Source organism: Streptomyces shaanxiensis (assembly GCF_039537145.1).
Lineage (GTDB): Bacteria > Actinomycetota > Actinomycetes > Streptomycetales > Streptomycetaceae > Streptomyces > Streptomyces shaanxiensis.
In genome coordinates, this window is record NZ_BAAAZY010000019.1 from 249,851 (window position 1) to 266,119 (window position 16,269).

15 protein-coding genes are annotated in these 16,269 nt (G+C 70.0%); 10 read left to right on the top strand and 5 right to left on the bottom strand.

Going from position 1 to position 16,269, the window contains the following annotated elements:
* Positions 1-47: 47 nt before the first annotated feature.
* From ABD932_RS31675 to ABD932_RS31700, 6 genes are all read left to right on the top strand, one after another.
* The gene (locus ABD932_RS31675) at positions 48-446 is read left to right on the top strand and encodes a DUF742 domain-containing protein (RefSeq protein WP_003997626.1); all 399 of its coding nucleotides are present in this window, start codon (positions 48-50) and stop codon (positions 444-446) included.
* Positions 427-1,002 (top strand): GTP-binding protein, encoded by a 576-nt coding sequence (locus tag ABD932_RS31680; protein ID WP_030051303.1) that lies wholly within the window; start codon positions 427-429, stop codon positions 1,000-1,002. The genes ABD932_RS31675 and ABD932_RS31680 overlap by 20 nt, the downstream gene beginning before the upstream one ends.
* A gap of 388 nt (positions 1,003-1,390) precedes the next feature.
* Positions 1,391-4,645, top strand: a complete 3,255-nt coding sequence (locus ABD932_RS31685; RefSeq protein WP_345017923.1) for a nitrate- and nitrite sensing domain-containing protein — start codon at positions 1,391-1,393, stop codon at positions 4,643-4,645.
* Positions 4,646-4,655: 10 nt separating this feature from the next.
* The gene (locus ABD932_RS31690) at positions 4,656-5,069 is read left to right on the top strand and encodes a roadblock/LC7 domain-containing protein (protein WP_004983065.1); all 414 of its coding nucleotides are present in this window, start codon (positions 4,656-4,658) and stop codon (positions 5,067-5,069) included.
* A gap of 95 nt (positions 5,070-5,164) precedes the next feature.
* Complete coding sequence (locus ABD932_RS31695) at positions 5,165-5,737, top strand: DUF742 domain-containing protein (RefSeq protein WP_126395317.1); 573 nt, start codon at positions 5,165-5,167, stop codon at positions 5,735-5,737.
* A complete protein-coding gene (locus ABD932_RS31700) occupies positions 5,718-6,299 on the top strand; it encodes a GTP-binding protein (protein ID WP_026248371.1) in 582 nt (193 codons plus the stop codon). Before ABD932_RS31695 ends, ABD932_RS31700 begins: the two co-directional genes overlap by 20 nt.
* Positions 6,300-6,376: 77 nt before the next feature.
* Here the strand turns inward: ABD932_RS31700 and ABD932_RS31705 are convergent, their stop codons facing one another.
* From ABD932_RS31705 to ABD932_RS31720, 4 genes are all read right to left on the bottom strand, one after another.
* On the bottom strand, positions 6,377-6,910 hold the full coding sequence (locus ABD932_RS31705) for a hypothetical protein (RefSeq protein WP_345017928.1): 534 nt from the start codon (positions 6,908-6,910) through the stop codon (positions 6,377-6,379).
* A gap of 73 nt (positions 6,911-6,983) precedes the next feature.
* Positions 6,984-7,178 carry an acyl-CoA carboxylase subunit epsilon gene (locus ABD932_RS31710; protein WP_126395316.1) on the bottom strand — a complete coding sequence of 65 codons (195 nt, stop codon included), beginning with the start codon at positions 7,176-7,178 and terminating at the stop codon, positions 6,984-6,986.
* A 57-nt stretch (positions 7,179-7,235) separates the two neighbouring features.
* Entirely contained in the window at positions 7,236-8,819 is a 1,584-nt protein-coding gene (locus ABD932_RS31715; protein ID WP_250090247.1) for an acyl-CoA carboxylase subunit beta, read from the bottom strand.
* 154 nt (positions 8,820-8,973) lie between these two features.
* Positions 8,974-11,349, bottom strand: coding sequence for a polysaccharide lyase 8 family protein (locus tag ABD932_RS31720; protein WP_345017930.1), 2,376 nt, complete (start codon positions 11,347-11,349; stop codon positions 8,974-8,976).
* A 152-nt stretch (positions 11,350-11,501) separates the two neighbouring features.
* On the opposite strand from ABD932_RS31720, the gene ABD932_RS31725 reads away from it, so the two are divergent.
* Both ABD932_RS31725 and ABD932_RS31730 read left to right on the top strand, forming a co-directional pair.
* The gene (locus ABD932_RS31725; RefSeq protein WP_425587541.1) at positions 11,502-12,056 is read left to right on the top strand and encodes a YceI family protein; all 555 of its coding nucleotides are present in this window, start codon (positions 11,502-11,504) and stop codon (positions 12,054-12,056) included.
* Positions 12,057-12,180: 124 nt separating this feature from the next.
* Positions 12,181-12,819, top strand: coding sequence for a hypothetical protein (locus ABD932_RS31730; RefSeq protein ID WP_345017931.1), 639 nt, complete (start codon positions 12,181-12,183; stop codon positions 12,817-12,819).
* Here ABD932_RS31730 and ABD932_RS31735 read toward each other — a convergent pair.
* Positions 12,788-13,384, bottom strand: a complete 597-nt coding sequence (locus tag ABD932_RS31735; RefSeq protein ID WP_345017932.1) for a YdeI/OmpD-associated family protein — start codon at positions 13,382-13,384, stop codon at positions 12,788-12,790. The genes ABD932_RS31730 and ABD932_RS31735 overlap by 32 nt on opposite strands.
* Before the next feature lie 265 nt (positions 13,385-13,649).
* Between ABD932_RS31735 and ABD932_RS31740 the strand changes: the two genes are divergently transcribed.
* Together ABD932_RS31740 and ABD932_RS31745 are read left to right on the top strand one after the other, a co-directional pair.
* Positions 13,650-14,882 (top strand): Cmx/CmrA family chloramphenicol efflux MFS transporter, encoded by a 1,233-nt coding sequence (locus ABD932_RS31740; RefSeq protein WP_345017934.1) that lies wholly within the window; start codon positions 13,650-13,652, stop codon positions 14,880-14,882.
* Between the two features lie 475 nt (positions 14,883-15,357).
* Positions 15,358-16,140: a S1 family peptidase gene (locus tag ABD932_RS31745; RefSeq protein ID WP_345017936.1), complete on the top strand. Its 783-nt coding sequence runs from the start codon at positions 15,358-15,360 to the stop codon at positions 16,138-16,140.
* Positions 16,141-16,269: the final 129 nt, after the last annotated feature.

Below are 16,269 nucleotides of genomic sequence, written 5' to 3' on the forward strand. Positions count from 1 at the left end.
CCCAGACGGCTTGACTGACCGACTTGCTGTCCCCGCCCGGAGGATTCATGACCCCGCCCACCGCCTCTCATGATCCGTACGCGGAGCCGTACGAGGATGAGGGCGACCAGCCGCTGGTACGTCCGTACGCGATGACCGGCGGCCGGACCCGGCCGCGCTACCAGCTCGCCATCGAGGCGCTGATCAGCACCACGGCCGACCCGGCAGCGCTCATGGGGCTCCTTCCGGAGCACCAGCGCATCTGCCACCTGTGCCGTGAGGTGAAGTCGGTGGCCGAGGTCTCCGCACTGCTGTCCATGCCGCTGGGCGTGGCCAGGATCCTCGTCGCCGACCTCGCTGAGGCCGGCCTGGTCGCCATCCACCAGCCGGGCGGCGACGAGAACAACGGCGGCGCTCCGGATGTGACGCTGCTCGAAAGGGTGCTCAGTGGACTTCGCAAGCTCTGAACCAGGCCGGGCGACCACCTCCGCGAAGATCGTGGTGGCGGGTGGCTTCGGCGTGGGCAAGACCACGTTCGTGGGCGCGGTCTCGGAGATCAACCCGCTGCGCACCGAGGCCGTGATGACGTCCGCGAGCGCGGGCATCGACGACCTCACGCACACCGGGGACAAGACCACCACCACGGTGGCCATGGACTTCGGTCGTATCACCCTGGACCAGGACCTGATCCTGTACCTCTTCGGTACGCCGGGCCAGGACCGCTTCTGGTTCATGTGGGACGATCTGGTGCGCGGTGCCATCGGTGCCGTCGTCCTGGTCGACACCCGCCGTCTCGCCGACTGCTTCCCCGCGGTCGACTACTTCGAGAACAGCGGGCTTCCCTTCGTCATCGCCCTCAACGGCTTCGACGGGCACCAGCCCTACACGCCGGACGAGGTGCGCGAGGCGCTGCAGATCGGCCCGGACGCGCCGATCATCACGACGGACGCCCGGCACCGGGCCGATGCCAAGAGTGCGCTGATCACGCTGGTGGAGCACGCGCTGATGGCACGGCTGCGGTAGATCAAGTCGGCCGCGTCATACGGCAGTTGTCGTAGTTGTACCGGAGCCGGCTGTGGCCTTTGACACGGTCGGCTTCGTTGTTCATAACGTTTCGGCAGAGGAATCGGGTGGTACGGCCACTCGTCGCGGTCGAGCGGTCTCGCTACGCGACAAAAGCCCCGTCTTTTGGCGGGGCTCGCTCTTTATGACCGTTTTATCTGGGGCTTACATCACTTCGAATCCGCCGCTTCCACTGTTTGGAAGAGCGCAGGCCGACGTGCTGGAATGCCTGAACTGCCCAATAGTCAAAGACGTACTCAGCAGTACTGCGTACTCAATGGTGAACTGGGCTCTGAGACACTGCGGCACAACGTAAGGGTGCCGACCCCGCCGGAAGGTTGTTGGTCGAGTGAGGCGAAGCAAGAACAGTCCCGAGCCGTCGGCCCGGGGCAACTTCACCCCGCCGCCGCGCGGAGCGGCGCCTGTCCCTGTGCCCGGATCAGAACCAGCGGCCACGCCGGCACCCAGCGGTGGCCGTCTCTCCCCGCGCAACTGGCGCGTGCCGACCCGGCTGAACGCGATCCTGCTCATACCCGTGCTCGTCGGCCTCGTCATGGGCGGCTTCCAGGTGAAGAGCTCGATCGACACCTGGCAGGAGGCCGAGGACGCGGAGAACACCGCGCGTCTGGTGCGAGCCTCGCTGAACTACGCCGACGCCCTCTACAACGAACGTGACGTGACCGCCGCCCCGCTGCTGCAGGGCAAGGGCGAGGACGACAAGACGGTCACCGCGGCCCGTGACAACACGGACGACGCGGCGGACGAGTTCGACGAGGCCGCGCAGAACATGCCGCAGAAGGCAGGCCTGGAGCGCCGCCTGAGGCTGTTCCGCGACGTCGAGCCGGGCCTCGCGGAGCTGCGCGCGCAGGCCTACGGCAGCAAGCTGACCGGTGTGCAGACCGAAGAGGGCTACGTCGAGGTCGCACACCCCCTGACGGAGTTCGCCAACGAGCTCGGCCTGGGCACCGGCAACATCACCTCCTACGGCCGTACCGTCTACGCGATCGAGCTGACCAAGGCGGCGCTGTCGCTGCAGCGCTCCATCGGCATGCACCTGCTGGTCAAGCCCGGCCCGTCGGCGAGCAGCTTCGCCAGCCAGCGGGTCGCCCTGACCTCGTACGCCTACCTCGAGGGCATCGCCGTCGAGGAGTACATCGGCGGTGGCACCGAGGCCGACGCGCAGAAGCTCGAGGACGCCAAGAAGGAGATCCTCGCCGAGGGCGCGGCCATGGCCAAGGCGGCCAAGCAGAAGAACCCGGACTACGTACAGCCGCCGGCCAAGACCGAGGACATGGTCAAGGCCATCGCCTCCATGCAGTCCACGGACACCAGCGAGCGCACCAAGATCGCCCAGCTGGGCGTCACCGCCGAGAACTGGTGGGCGGTCAACACCCTCAAGTTCAACGCCTACCGCCAGATCGAGTCCGACCTGGCCGACACCGCGGTGAACGAGGCCGCCGGCATCGCCGACGACGCCAAGCGCGACGCGCTGATCACCGGTGCCGCCGTCGTGGTCGCCCTGCTCGCCGCGTTCATCCTGGCCGGCATGGTGGCCCGCCAGATGTCCCGCTCGATGCGCCAGCTGCGCAACGCCGCCTTCGGTATCGCCGAGCAGCGCCTGCCGATGCTGGTCGACCAGCTCTCGCGCACCGACCCCGGCCGCGTGGACACCCGCGTCGCACCCATCCCGATCAACACCCGGGACGAGATCGGCGAAGTCGCCCGCGCCTTCGACCAGGTCCACCGCGAGGCCGTCCGGCTCGCCGCCGAGCAGGCCCTGCTGCGGGGCAACATCAACGCGATCTTCACCAACCTGTCGCGCCGCAACCAGTCGCTGATCGAGGGCCAGCTGACCCTGATCACCGACCTGGAGAACAACGAGGCCGACCCGGACCAGCTGGAGAACCTCTTCCGCCTGGACCACCTCGCGACCCGTATGCGCCGCAACGGCGAGAACCTCCTGGTCCTCGCCGGCGAGGAGCCCGGCCGCCGCTGGGACCAGCCGGTCCCGCTGGTCGACGTGCTGCGCGCCGCCTCCTCCGAGGTGGAGCAGTACGAGCGCATCGAGCTCTCCGGCGTCCCGGAGGCCGAGATCCACGGCCGCGCCGTGACCGACCTCGTGCACCTGCTCGCCGAGCTGCTGGAGAACGCGACGACGTTCTCCTCCCCGCAGACCAAGGTTCGTGTCACCGCCACCCGTCTCCCCGACGGTCGGGTCATGATCGAGATCCACGACAAGGGCATCGGCCTCACCGCCGAGGACTTCGCCGACATCAACCACAAGCTGGCCAACCCGCCGACGGTGGACGCCGCGATCTCGCAGCGCATGGGCCTGTTCGTGGTCGGCCGGCTGTCCGACCGGCACGGCATCCGCGTCCAGCTCCGCCCCTCCGGCGAGCAGGCGGGCACCACCTCGCTGGTCATGCTGCCGGACGCGATCACGCACGGCGGTGGCGGCGAACAGCAGCCGTCCCAGGACGAGTTCACCGTCTCGCAGATCATCCCGGAGCAGGCCTTCCAGGGTGAGAACTTCAACCAGCAGCCGCTGCGTACGGCCGCCGAGCTCGGCTTCGACGACAGCCGCTACACCGAGGTCCCGGACGACATCCGCGAGCTGGACCCCGTCGGCCGCTCCCTGATGCGTGAGGAGCGCCGGGCGGCCCTGGAGGCCCAGGCGCACGGTCCGGAGGCCTCTGCCGAGGCACCCGCGTACGACGAGTTCACCGGTCAGCCCGGCTACGACGGCCGAGGGGGCTTCCCCGAGCAGCCCGGCGGCTACGACCAGCAGCAGGCGTACGAGGAGCAGCGGCAGACGCCGTACGAGGAGCAGCAGGCGGCGTACGAGGAGCCTCAGCGGGCCGCGTACGACGAGCCTCAGCGGCAGTCGTACGACGACCCGTACTTCGCGCCGAACGGCGGCCTGCCGCGCAACGACACCTTCGCGTCGGGCAGCGGCTACCCCGAGCCCGCGTATCCGGAGCCGACCCGCGAGGAGCCCGCGGCCGCGAGCCCGTCCGCCCCGGAGACCTTCCCTGCCTTCGAGCAGCGGCGTCACCAGGACGACTGGCCGCAGTCCAACGGCTACCGCAACGGCTACTCGGACGGTTACGCTCCGGAAACGGAATCCACGCAGGCCGATGACGCGAACGAGCGCGACCGCGTAGGCTTCGACCGTCCGGGACCGGCTCCCGCCGCCCCCCACGCGATGACCGACGCCGGGCTTCCGCGCCGCGGTTCCACCGCGAGCGGTGCCAACGGCGCACGGCCCGTGCGACAGGAAGCGCCGGCCCCCACGCCGGAGAGCAACGGCGACAGCTGGCGTTCGCAGAACGACGAGCGCTGGCAGCAGGCCTCGCAGCTCCGGAAGCCCAAGGCGGGCGGGGTCACCTCCTCCGGCCTGCCGCGGCGGGTACCCAAGGCCAACCTGGTCCAGGGAGCCGCCGAAGCCACCCCACAGGGCGGCCCACAGGTCTCCCGCGCTCCCGAGGACGTCCGGGGCAGGCTGAGCAACCTGCGCCGGGGTGTCCAGCGGGGTCGCAGTGCGGGAAGTGAAACGAACGGCCAGGGCTTCGGTCCTGACAGCACCTACAACCAGGAGCGTTAGTGTGAGCCCGATGAGCCAGGCGGCACAGAACCTGAACTGGTTGATCACCAACTTCGTGGACAACACCCCCGGGGTGTCGCACACGGTGGTGGTCTCCGCCGACGGACTCCTTCTGGCGATGTCCGAAGGCTTCCCCCGCGACCGCGCCGACCAGCTCGCGGCCGTCGCCTCCGGTCTGACGTCTCTGACGGCAGGCGCCTCCCGCATCTTCGAGGGTGGCAGCGTGAACCAGACGGTTGTGGAGATGGAGCGGGGATTCCTGTTCATCATGTCCATCTCCGACGGTTCGTCACTCGCGGTCCTCGCACATCCGGAGGCGGACATCGGCCTCATTGGGTACGAGATGGCGCTTCTGGTCGACCGTGCCGGTACGGTCCTCACGCCGGATCTGCGTGCCGAGCTCCAGGGCAGCCTGCTCAACTAACAGACAGTCGGTGCGTTTTGGCGTCCCGTAGCCGTAAGGTTTCGGGACGCGGCTCCACATGATGGGTGCCAGGCACAGTCGGAGGAGGAGAGAAAGTGGCAACACCCCCAGACGGTTCGTCATCGGGCAACTGGTCGTACGGCCCTGCCCAGGGGCACGGCGACGGTTCCCAGAACCGGTACAACTTCCCCTCCCAGCCGAGCCAGCGTCAGCCGTACGCCCCGCAGGGCCCCGGGCCCTCGCCGTACGACCAGCCGCCGGCACCGCGCATCCAGCCGGTACAGCCGCAGCGACGCGCCCCCGAGCCGGCGCCCGCCGGGGCGTCGAACAACCCCCTGGTGCGTCCGTACGCCATGACCGGCGGCCGGACGCGCCCGCGCTACCAGCTCGCCATCGAGGCGCTGGTGCACACCACCGCGCAGCCGCACCAGATGCAGGGCCAGCTGCCCGAGCATCAGCGGATCTGCAACCTCTGCCGTGAGATCAAGTCGGTCGCCGAGGTCTCGGCCCTGCTGACGATCCCTCTCGGCGTGGCCAGGATCCTCGTCGCCGACTTGGCGGAGGCGGGACTGGTCGCCATCCATCAGCCCGGCGGCGACGAGAACGCCGGCGGCCAGCCAGACGTGACACTGCTCGAAAGGGTGCTCAGTGGACTTCGCAAGCTCTAGCGGCGGTCCTTCCCGCTCCACCACCTCCGCGAAGATCGTGGTGGCGGGCGGCTTCGGCGTGGGCAAGACCACGTTCGTCGGCGCCGTCTCGGAGATCAACCCGCTGCGCACAGAGGCCGTGATGACTTCCGCTTCGGCGGGCATCGACGACCTCACCCACACCGGGGACAAGACCACCACCACGGTGGCCATGGACTTCGGCCGTATCACCCTGGACCAGGACCTGATCCTGTACCTGTTCGGCACCCCCGGTCAGGACCGTTTCTGGTTCATGTGGGACGACCTGGTGCGCGGCGCGATCGGCGCGATCGTCCTGGTGGACACCCGCCGTCTCGCCGACTGCTTCCCCGCGGTCGACTACTTCGAGAACTCGGGTCTCCCGTTCGTCATCGCCCTCAACGGCTTCGACGGCAACCAGCCGTACAACCCGGACGAGGTCCGCGAGGCCCTCCAGATCGGCCCCGACACCCCGATCATCACGACGGACGCCCGCCACCGCGCGGACGCCAAGTCGGCGCTGATCACGCTGGTGGAGCATGCGCTGATGGCGCGCCTGCGGTAGTACGCGGCGCCTGCGGCAGTTCGCACGCGTTTCGGCCCCGGCCGCTTCCTTCGGGAGGCGGCCGGGGCCGTTTCGCGTCACGTCCCGGCGGCGGCTCGCAGGATGTCCCGCATGGATCCCATCCCGTACTTGTCCTGGGCGCTGGACAGTTCGGCGACCTCCCGCAGGATCGGCCCCAGCTCGACGCCGGACTCGTGGGCCCGCGCGCAGAGGTCGTGCAGTGTCAGCAACTCGTCCCGGGTGTCGTTGCCCTGGTCGACGGCGGACATCCACAGCAGACGCGTCCGGAAACCCTCGGGTGTGGGCGCGAAGGGCGGGGCCACGGCCCAGCGGAATGACGTGCGGCGGCTCAACAGGGCCCGTACGGCGGCCCGTTCCGGCTCTCCCCCGCGCTCGTAGCGATCGATGAGGTCCCGCAGCGCGGCCTCCGCCTCCGCCCGCACGCCCGCCTCGTCCAACGGGTCGGGCCCCTCGCGCATCTTCCGTACCCAGTCGGGGTCGGTGATGTCCACCGGCCGACGGGCGATCGGCTCGACACACGCGTCGATCACGGCCACCCGTTCCTCGAGCTCCGCCCACTCCCCCATGCCGCCCCCAGGTGACTTCCGCACGGCCCCTCATCATGCCGACGGCCCCGCCCTCCCGACAGGGGGGAGGACGGGGCCGTGTTGGGCTCTGTGGGGCTCAGCGCCAGCTGTGCGGGGCGCGGAAGCCGGGCTCGCGCTCCAGGCGGCGCCAGCCGGCCTTGGCGCGGCCCCGGTGGGCCGGGGTGGTGTCGGCCGGCTGGGCGGCGGCGCGGGCCAGGAGGATCGCCGTGATGGCCGCGACTTCCTCGGGCTCGGCGTGACCCTTCTCGACGCGAATATCAGGGAGGTTCATGGGTGTCAGTCTCCGTGGCTGAGGTTTCCGCGGGGGTACCGCGAAGGATCCGCTGGGTTACTGCGGGGGGTTGCCGTGCTTGCGGGACGGCAGGTCGGCGTGCTTGGTCTGGAGCATCGCCAGGGAGCGGACGAGGACCTCGCGGGTCTCCGCGGGGTCGATCACGTCGTCCACCAGGCCACGCTCGGCCGCGTAGTACGGGTGCATGAGCTCGGACTTGTACTCCTTGACCATGCGGGCCCGCATGGCCTCGGGGTCCTCGGCCTCGGCGATCTGCCGGCGGAAGATGACGTTGGCCGCACCCTCCGCGCCCATCACGGCGATCTCGTTCGTCGGCCAGGCATAGGTGAGGTCGGCACCGATGGACTGGCTGTCCATGACGATGTACGCACCGCCGTACGCCTTGCGCAGGATCAGCGAGATCCTCGGCACGGTCGCGTTGCAGTAGGCGTAGAGGAGCTTCGCGCCGTGCCGGATGATGCCGCCGTGTTCCTGGTCGACGCCCGGGAGGAACCCGGGGACGTCCAGGAAAGTGACGATCGGGATGTTAAAAGCGTCACACATCTGGACAAAGCGCGCAGCTTTTTCCGACGCCTCGATGTCCAGGACGCCGGCGAGGGACTGCGGCTGGTTGGCCACGATGCCCACCACCTGACCGTCCAGGCGGGCCAGCGCGCAGATGATGTTCCGCGCCCAGCGCTCGTGGACCTCCAGGTACTCGCCGTCGTCGACGATCTCCTCGATGACCTTGGCCATGTCGTACGGCCGGTTGCCGTCGGCCGGGACCAGGTCCAGCAGCACCTCGCTGCGGCGGTCCGGCGCGTCCGAGGACTCCACCCGGGGCGGGTTCTCACGGTTGTTCTGGGGCAGCAACGACAACAGGTAGCGCACCTCGGCGATGCACGTCTCCTCGTCGTCGTACGCGAAGTGGCAGACACCGGAGGTCTCAGCGTGCACGTCCGCGCCGCCCAGGCCGTTCTGGGTGATCTCCTCGCCCGTCACCGCCTTGACCACGTCCGGGCCGGTGATGAACATCTGCGAGGTCTCGCGGACCATGAAGACGAAGTCCGTCAGGGCGGGGCTGTACGCCGCGCCGCCCGCGCACGGGCCGAGCATCACCGAGATCTGCGGGATGACCCCGCTCGCCTTGGTGTTGCGCTGGAAGATGCCGCCGTAGCCGGCGAGCGCCGAGACGCCCTCCTGGATACGGGCGCCGGCGCCGTCGTTCAGGGAGACCAGCGGCGCACCGGCCGCGATGGCCATGTCCATGATCTTGTGGATCTTCGTGGCGTGGGCCTCGCCCAGCGCGCCGCCGAAGATGCGGAAGTCATGGGCGTAGACGAAGACCGTACGGCCCTCCACCGTGCCCCAGCCGGTGATGACACCGTCGGTGTACGGCTTCTTGGCCTCCAGGCCGAACCCGACCGCCCGGTGCCGGCGCAGCTGCTCGACCTCCCGGAAGGTGCCCGGGTCCAGCAGCAGCTCGATCCGCTCCCGGGCGGTCAGCTTGCCCTTGGCGTGCTGCGCCGCGGTCGCCTTCTCGCTCGGGCCGGCCAGCGCCTGCGCACGGATCTCGTGCAGCTCGGCGGTCCGCCCGCGTGCGTCGATCGGCTCACCCGGTGCCTCTTCCAAAACGGTCATGTAGCGACCTTACGAAGGACACCAAGGAAAGCGAGCCGTTGACTCCGTACAGTCTCCGGACCCATTTCCTGGTACCCCTGAACAGAACCATGGCGGCATGCAGCCCTTCCGACTGGTCAGAGGGCGTGCGCGTTGTAGGGGTCGTACAAAGCCGTCAGCTGAGAGCCACCTCACAACGGTGGGTCGTACATACCATCCCCGGAGTGACACGGACCCGCAGTCGGCGGCCGGCGGAGAGGACCTCGACCGAGTCGTCCGCGCGCAGGACCCGCCCCACCGGGCGGTCCCAGATGATCTCCAGCGGCTCGCCGGTGCGCGGCGGCTCGCTCACGCAGAGGGTAGCGGTACGGGCCCGTCGGCGGAGCAGCACACTCGCACCGGCGGAGGCGGTGAGCGGGCCCGCCGTGCCCGCCTGCCAGAAGTTGGCGGCCGTCAGACCCAGGGAGGGGACGCCGACCGCCTGGCGGGCACGGTCGTTGGCGAGGACCGACAGCCAGCGGGAGCCCCGGGCGGCCCGTGCCGCCACCTCGTGCCGGCCGGCGCCGGGCATGAGCAGATAGACGTAGGTCGCGTCCGCGGGGTCCGTGCCGTGGTCCAGCCAGAGGGTCTGCCAGCGGCGGGTGCGGCACTCCGTCGTGCTGGTGGTGTTGATGTCGGCCCAGGCGCCGGTGCGGTCCTCGCGCAGGGTGCGCAGATCGCCGTACGGCACCACCCAGCCGCCGTGGCCCTCCAGGTGCGCCCAGCCGGGTCCGCGTACGAAGGCCGGGTCGCCGCCCTCCCCGAGGTTGCGGTTGTCGACGACGGTCTCGACGGGGACACCGTCGGTGCAGGTGATCCCGGCCCCGAGGCAGATCACGGCGTCATCGACGCAGAACCACGACTTGCGGGCCTCGAGCGTCGACCCCAGTCCCTTCAGGTGCTGCCCGATCGCCGCGAACTCGCCGTCGGTGGTGCCGCCGACCCACCGCACGTCGGGCTTGGGCACACCCCACTCGCCGCCGGCCTTGTCGGGGAGGCGGAGCGTGGAGAGGGTCGTGCCGGGGAGCCGGTACCAGTCGACGGTCGGCCAGTACCAGTCTGTGTACTGATCGGCCCGATCGGCCCGACCGGCCCGACCGGGCCGATCGCCGCGCCCTTCGGGCCACCAGGAGAGCATCCCTGCGCCGGTGTGCCAGCCGCGCGGGTTCTCGCCGTTGCCGCACTCGTAGTACGCGATGCGGTCGCTCGCCATGGCGATGTTCGCGACGAAGCGTGGGCGGCGGTGGACGGCCCGGTCCATCGCGGCGAAGAGGTGGTGGCCGATGGGCTCGGGCGCGGCGGCGACCGGCTGTGCGGCGACGGCGTGCAGCCGCGCGAGGTCGGCGACGCCGAACTGACGGGCCGTCAAGATCGGTGTGACGGTGTCCCGTTCGATCCATCCCTTGACACGTCCGTGCCAGCGCTCGCGTTCCGTCTCGCTCGCGCCGCCCGCGAGAAGGGCGATCGCGGCGATGATCCCCTGCCCGTGGTAGTGATCGCTGCGCAGGACGTGCCGGTCGTCGCTCTTGAGGTAACCCCGGCTGATGGCACGGCCGTTGACGCTGTCCATCACCAACCCGTCGTGGATGAGGGGCGCGTAGGCGCGCTCGACGCTGTCGAGGACGATCTGCTTGTTCGGGTCGGTCACCTCCCACTCGGAGCCGGCGAGCAGGGCGAAGAGGCGGCCGAGGCCGTCGAGCAGGACCTGGCCGTAGGTGCCGGAGTAGGCGACCCAGGTGTGCTGGACGAACGAGCCGTCGGCGTAGAGGCCGTCGCCCTTCGTGACGTACGGGAAGACCGGCGAGAGCGCGTCACGGGCGAGCGCGATCTTCGCCGGGGACCGGCCGAGGATGCCGCGCAGGGCGACGCTGCGGCACAGGTCGACGCGGTTGGCGCCGGTGGAGGTGCCGGAGTAGTCGGTGAGCACGGCGTCGGGGACGAAGTGGTCCACGGCGGCGCAGGCGGCGTCGATCCGGGCGGCGGTGAGGTGGTCGTACAGGGCGGCCGTGATGTCCATCAGCAGACGGGGGCTGCCGATCTGCCATTCCCACCAGTTGCCGTAGCGGGTGGTGGAGGGGTTGTAGACGGTGGCGGAGAGGTGGTCGAGGCCGCGCAGGACGTCGGCGAGGAGGGACGGGTCGGCGGTGGAGCCGGTGCCGGGCTGGACGTAGGCCTGGGTCATGGTCCACAGGCGGCCGTAGCTCTGGGTGATGCCGGCGGGTGGGTCGTAGGGGTGGCCGGGCCAGAGGGAGGTGCGGGCGGGGGCCATGGTGGCCCGGAAGCCGCGGGCGAGGGTGCCGGTCTCGGCGAGGCGGGCGGCGTACGGCTGTGCCGTCGGGTCGTAGCCGGTGCCGAGGGCGATGTCGAGCCAGCGGCGGCGGAGGGTGTCGTAGGCGTCGGCCGGGGCCGAGTGGGCGGCGGTGGCGGTGCCGGCGGTGGTGGCCAGGAGCGTCGCCGCGAGCAGGACGGCTCGGCGGCTGGGTCTTGTGGGCCCTGTGCGCTGAGAGGTCATGCCTGGGCATCTATCACCTCAGCGTAATCACGCCAACACTTTGCGGATGATGTTGAATCCCGAACGGAATAGGTCTACGGTCGGCTGCGTTGGTGTAGTTAAAGATTCAACATCACACCGCGCATCACTTACTTCCCCCGAAGGAGCACGTCATGGCGAACACCGAGCTCTCCACCCTGACCGGCGACTACACGATCGACACGGCCCACTCCACGATCGGCTTCACCGTCCGCCACGCCATGGTCACCAACGTCAAGGGCAAGTTCCTCGACTTCAGCGGCTCGCTGCACCTGGACGGCAGCGATCCGTCCGCGTCCACGGCGTCCATCGACGTCAAGATGGACAGCATCGACACCGGCTCCGCGGACCGCGACGGCCACCTGAAGAGCGCGGACTTCTTCAAGATCGAGGAATTCCCGACGATGACCTTCCGGTCCACCTCGGCGGAGGCCCTCGGCGACGACGACTACCGCATCACCGGCGACCTGACGATCCTCGGCACCACCAAGCCGATCACCATCGACCTGGAGTTCAACGGCGCCGCGAAGGACCCGTTCGGCAACGAGCGCGTCGGCTTCGAGGGCAAGGCGCAGATCCTGCGCTCGGAGTGGGGCCTGACCTGGAACGCCGCGCTGGAGACGGGTGGCGTGCTGATCTCGGACAAGATCAAGCTGAACTTCGACATCTCGGCGATCCGCAACGCGTGACCCTTCGGCGACCGCGCCGCGCGCCCTTTCTGCGCCCACTGAGCACACCCGCCCCCCACTCCCCCGTATCAGGAGGGCGGGTGCTCGGTCATGTAGGCAGAGATTCCGCATCGGGGGAGGCGCAATGCCCAACAAGACGGGACCGCAACGCTATCCGGGCGCGAGCCGCGACCGCTGGTACCAGGACGACTTCGACGGCAAGGCGATGGAGGTCAACGTCGTCGTCCTGCACACCACCGAGGGCCGCTCGTTGCCCGACTACCAGGGCGGTGCCCTGGCACCGAACCTCACGGCGGTGCCGGATCCGGCCGCCAAGAAGCTGAAGTGGTACCAGCACTTCGACATCGACGTCTCGTCTCGCGCGCTGCGCAACAAGCTGGGCGGCGTCGAGACGAACACACTGAACGTCTGCCAGGCCGAACTGGTCGGCACCTGCGACCCGAAGACCCACGCGAAGTGGAAGGACGCGGGCAAGGCGCACATCTACTGGCCGCAGGCCCCCGAGTGGGCCCTGCTCGGCGTCGCCCGCTTCCTGGCCTGGATGCACCTGGAGCATGACGTACCGCTGCGGGGTCCGGCCCTGTGGCCCGCGTACCCGAAGTCGTACGGGAACGAGGGCGGTCAGCGGATGAGCGGGGCGAAGTGGAACGGGTTCAAAGGGGTGTGCGGGCACATGCACGTCCCCGAGAACGCGCACGGGGATCCCGGAGCCGTCGACTTCGACCGGCTGATCAAGCTCGCGAAGGCGGCGCTGGAGGAGTGACGGAGGACTCCAGCTTCGCCACGGCGGCCTTCAGCTGGGCCGCCCGGCTCTTCGGGGTGCGAGCCCGGAGGATGCCGAGCATGGCGAGGTACTGCTCCGTCCTGCCAAGCCCCTCGAAGACGGCCTTGGCCCTGGGGTTGCGCTCCAGCGCGGCCGCGAGGTCCTCGGGGACGGCGGCGTCCTTCTGCGACTCGTACGCCGCCGCCCACCGTCCGTCCGCCTTCGCGGCAGCCACCTCCGCGAGCCCGGCGGGCCGCATCCGCCCGGCGTCCGCCAGCTCCTCGACGCGCCGCACATTGACCATCGACCACAGGCTGCCGGACCGTCGCGGGGTGATCCTCTGCAAGAAGTACCCGGCGTCCAGTCCCTTGCGCTGACCGGTGATCCAGCCATGGCAGAGGGCCACGTCGTTGACCTCGGCGGCGGTGACGGACGGGATGCCCGAGCCCTTCTTCGCGACCTTGATCCACAGGCCGGGATGCGGGGCGGGGTGGCTGGTCAGCCAGGCGTCGAGGGCGGTGGCGGAGTCGAAGGCGAGGGGGTCTGTGCCGTCCGAGGGGGTCATGGGAACACCGTAGGCGGCCTCTAGGTCAGGATCTGACCTAGAGAGGCCAGGCCAGGTGTCCTGATCGGAAATGGGTGGAGCCGCCGGCCCCGGTCCCGTTAGCCTGCGCTCGTGTCCAGCCCCGAAGCCTCCAGACTCCGGCCACCGGCTCTCCGGTGGCTGTTCGTGATGTCTGGCTGACGGGCCTACCCGTCGTCATCACCGCTGCCGGACGGCCGTTCGTCGTGCCGTTTTCGACTTCGACTTCGGGTTGCGGGGTTTCTTCGTGCCGTTTGCTCTCTTTCTGCTGGGCGTCGCCGTGTTCGCGCAGGGGACGTCCGAGTTCATGTTGGCCGGGCTGGTGTCGGACATCGCCCGGGATCTGGGGGTCTCCGTCCCCACGGCGGGGGCACTGACCTCCGCTTTCGCCGCGGGGATGGTCGTCGGGGCGCCGCTGATGGCCGCGCTCGGACGTCGCTGGTCCCGGCGAGGTGCGCTGCTGGGCTTTCTCGTCGCCTTTCTCGGCGTGCATGTAGTCGGGGCGCTCACCGACAGCTTCGGGGTGCTGCTGGCCACTCGGGTCGTCGGAGCGCTCGCCAACGCCGGGTTCCTGGCCGTCGCCCTCGTGACCGCCGTCGACATGGTCGAGCCGCGGGCCAAGGGGCGGGCAACGTCCGTCCTGCTGGGGGGAGTCACGCTCGCCTGTGTCGTCGGGGTGCCCGCGGGGGCGTTGCTCGGGCAGCTCTGGGGGTGGCGTGCCGCGTTCTGGGCCGTGGCGCTGGTGTCGGTGCCGGCCCTGCTCGCCGTGGTGCGGTCCGTGCCGGGTGGTGCCGGCGATTCCGCGCGTCCCGCTCTGCGGGGCGAACTGCGGTCCTTGCGCGGCCCCCGGCTGCGGGTCACGCTGCTGCTGGGCACCCTCGTGAACGGGGCGACCTTCTGTACGTTCACCTATCTCGCGCCCCTGGTCACGAAGGTGACGGGACTGGGCGGCGGGTGGGTGCCCGTCGTGCTCGCGCTGTTCGGTGCCGGGTCCTTCGTGGGGGTCGGCGTCGGGGGGCGGTTCGCCGACCGGCGGCCCGGAGTGGTACTGGGCGTGGGCGGCGGTGCCCTGTGCCTCGGGTGGGGTGCCCTCGCGCTCGGCGCCGGGACACCGGGCGTGGTGCTCGGGCTGGTCTTCGTGCAGGGGGCGCTGTCCTTCGGTGTCGGGTCCACGCTCATCTCCCAGGTGCTGTACGCCGCTCCCGGTGCGCCCACGCTGAGCGGTGGGTTCGCGACCGCCGCGTTCAACGTGGGCGCGGCGCTGGGGCCTTGGCTCGGCGGTACGGCCATCGGGGGCGGGCTCGGGTACCGGTCACCGCTGTGGGTCAGTGCCGTGCTGGTCGCGCTGTCCCTGGTGGTGGCGGGCGGGGCGGGCGGTCTGGCCCGGCGGCGAAATCGGGGCGCGGGCCGGAGTCGTACTCGGGCATCCTCAGAAGAGGTCTCCCCTGCCCCTGGCCGCCGTTCGCGCTTGACTGCGTGAACGCGGTATCGACTGGATGCCGTTCGGTGGGGACGAGGTCCGCTGGGACCGGGTGTGCGCGCCGGGGGTCGACGGGCACTGGCGTGCGTGGATCACCGTCCATGTGGACGCCGGTGCCTGTGGCGGCTCGGGCTGCATCCCGATCAGCCGACCGCTGCCGTCAACTCCCCGTCGCCGCCCGGCTGGTGGCATGCGGCCGGGGAGCGGTACGCGCGGCGGTGGCCGGCCGAGAGGACCGTGTCCTGAGCCGAAAGGCCCGTGTCCTGAGCCGGGAAGCCCGTGTCCTGAAACGGGCGTGGCCGGAATTGACCCCTTGTCCGGGCAGTCACAGGATCCACATAATCCAGCAACAGAATTGACCGGCGCATGTCACCAACCAGAAGGTGCTCCCCGTCTTCTCCCTATCTGACATGCCCCCGACATTTCAGCGCTCTCTCCACGTTCGCATGTCCAACCCCCCACGGAAGGCATCACGTTGAAGAAGCTCCTCACCGCCCTCAAGAGATGCGCGGTCCTCGGCGCCGCCGCTCTCGCGATCGTCAGCCTTCAGCCCGTCTCGACCGCGCAGGCCGCCGACTCGCGCGTCGTCGGCGGAACCCGTGCCACGCAGGGCGAGTTCCCGTTCATGGTCCGGCTCTCCATGGGCTGTGGCGGCGCGCTCTACACCCAGCAGATCGTGCTCACCGCCGCGCACTGTGTGGGCTCGACCGGCCCGAACACCAGCATCACCGCGACCGCCGGCGTCGTGGACCTGCAGTCCACCAGCGGTCGGGTCCAGGTCCGTTCCACGTACGTGTACCGGGCCCCCGGCTACAACGGCAACGGCAAGGACTGGGCGCTGATCAAGCTCGCCCAGCCCATCAACCTGCCGACGCTGAAGATCGCCACGACCACGCAGTACAACACCGGCACCTTCACCGTGGCCGGCTGGGGCGCGGCCACCGAGGGCGGTAGCCAGCAGCGCTACATGCTCAAGGCCAACGTGCCGTTCGTCAGCGACGCCCAGTGCCGTGCCTACAGCGGCTACAGCGGGCTCATCGCGAACGAGGAGATCTGCGCCGGCCTCCCGTCCGGCGGCGTCGACACCTGCCAGGGCGACTCCGGCGGCCCGATGTTCCGCCGCGACGCGAGCAACGCCTGGATCCAGGTCGGCATCGTCAGCTGGGGCATAGGCTGCGCCCGGCCCAACGCGCCCGGTGTCTACACCGAGGTCTCGACGTTCGCCTCGGCGATCGCGTCGGCCGCGTCGTCGCTCTGACCGCTCGGCGCCGCTGACCTGTCAGCGGTCCGACCCCTTCAGCACCACGGGCCCGGTGTCCTTCGGACGCCGGGCCCTTGCCGTGCCCCGCCGCTCGCGCCACCGCACGCACCCACGCGGCGAGCAGCA

Bases quoted from the DNA above. Each gene is read 5' to 3' on its own strand.
- ABD932_RS31675 (WP_003997626.1), top strand. From the start codon at position 48: ATGACCCCGCCCACCGCCTCTCATGATCCGTACGCGGAGCCGTACGAG.
- ABD932_RS31690 (WP_004983065.1), top strand. From the start codon at position 4,656: ATGAGCCAGGCGGCACAGAACCTGAACTGGTTGATCACCAACTTCGTG.
- ABD932_RS31710 (WP_126395316.1), bottom strand. From the start codon at position 7,178: ATGAACCTCCCTGATATTCGCGTCGAGAAGGGTCACGCCGAGCCCGAG.
- ABD932_RS31715 (WP_250090247.1), bottom strand. From the start codon at position 8,819: ATGACCGTTTTGGAAGAGGCACCGGGTGAGCCGATCGACGCACGCGGG.
- ABD932_RS31720 (WP_345017930.1), bottom strand. From the start codon at position 11,349: ATGACCTCTCAGCGCACAGGGCCCACAAGACCCAGCCGCCGAGCCGTC.
- ABD932_RS31725 (WP_425587541.1), top strand. From the start codon at position 11,502: ATGGCGAACACCGAGCTCTCCACCCTGACCGGCGACTACACGATCGAC.
- ABD932_RS31730 (WP_345017931.1), top strand. From the start codon at position 12,181: ATGCCCAACAAGACGGGACCGCAACGCTATCCGGGCGCGAGCCGCGAC.
- ABD932_RS31735 (WP_345017932.1), bottom strand. From the start codon at position 13,384: ATGACCCCCTCGGACGGCACAGACCCCCTCGCCTTCGACTCCGCCACC.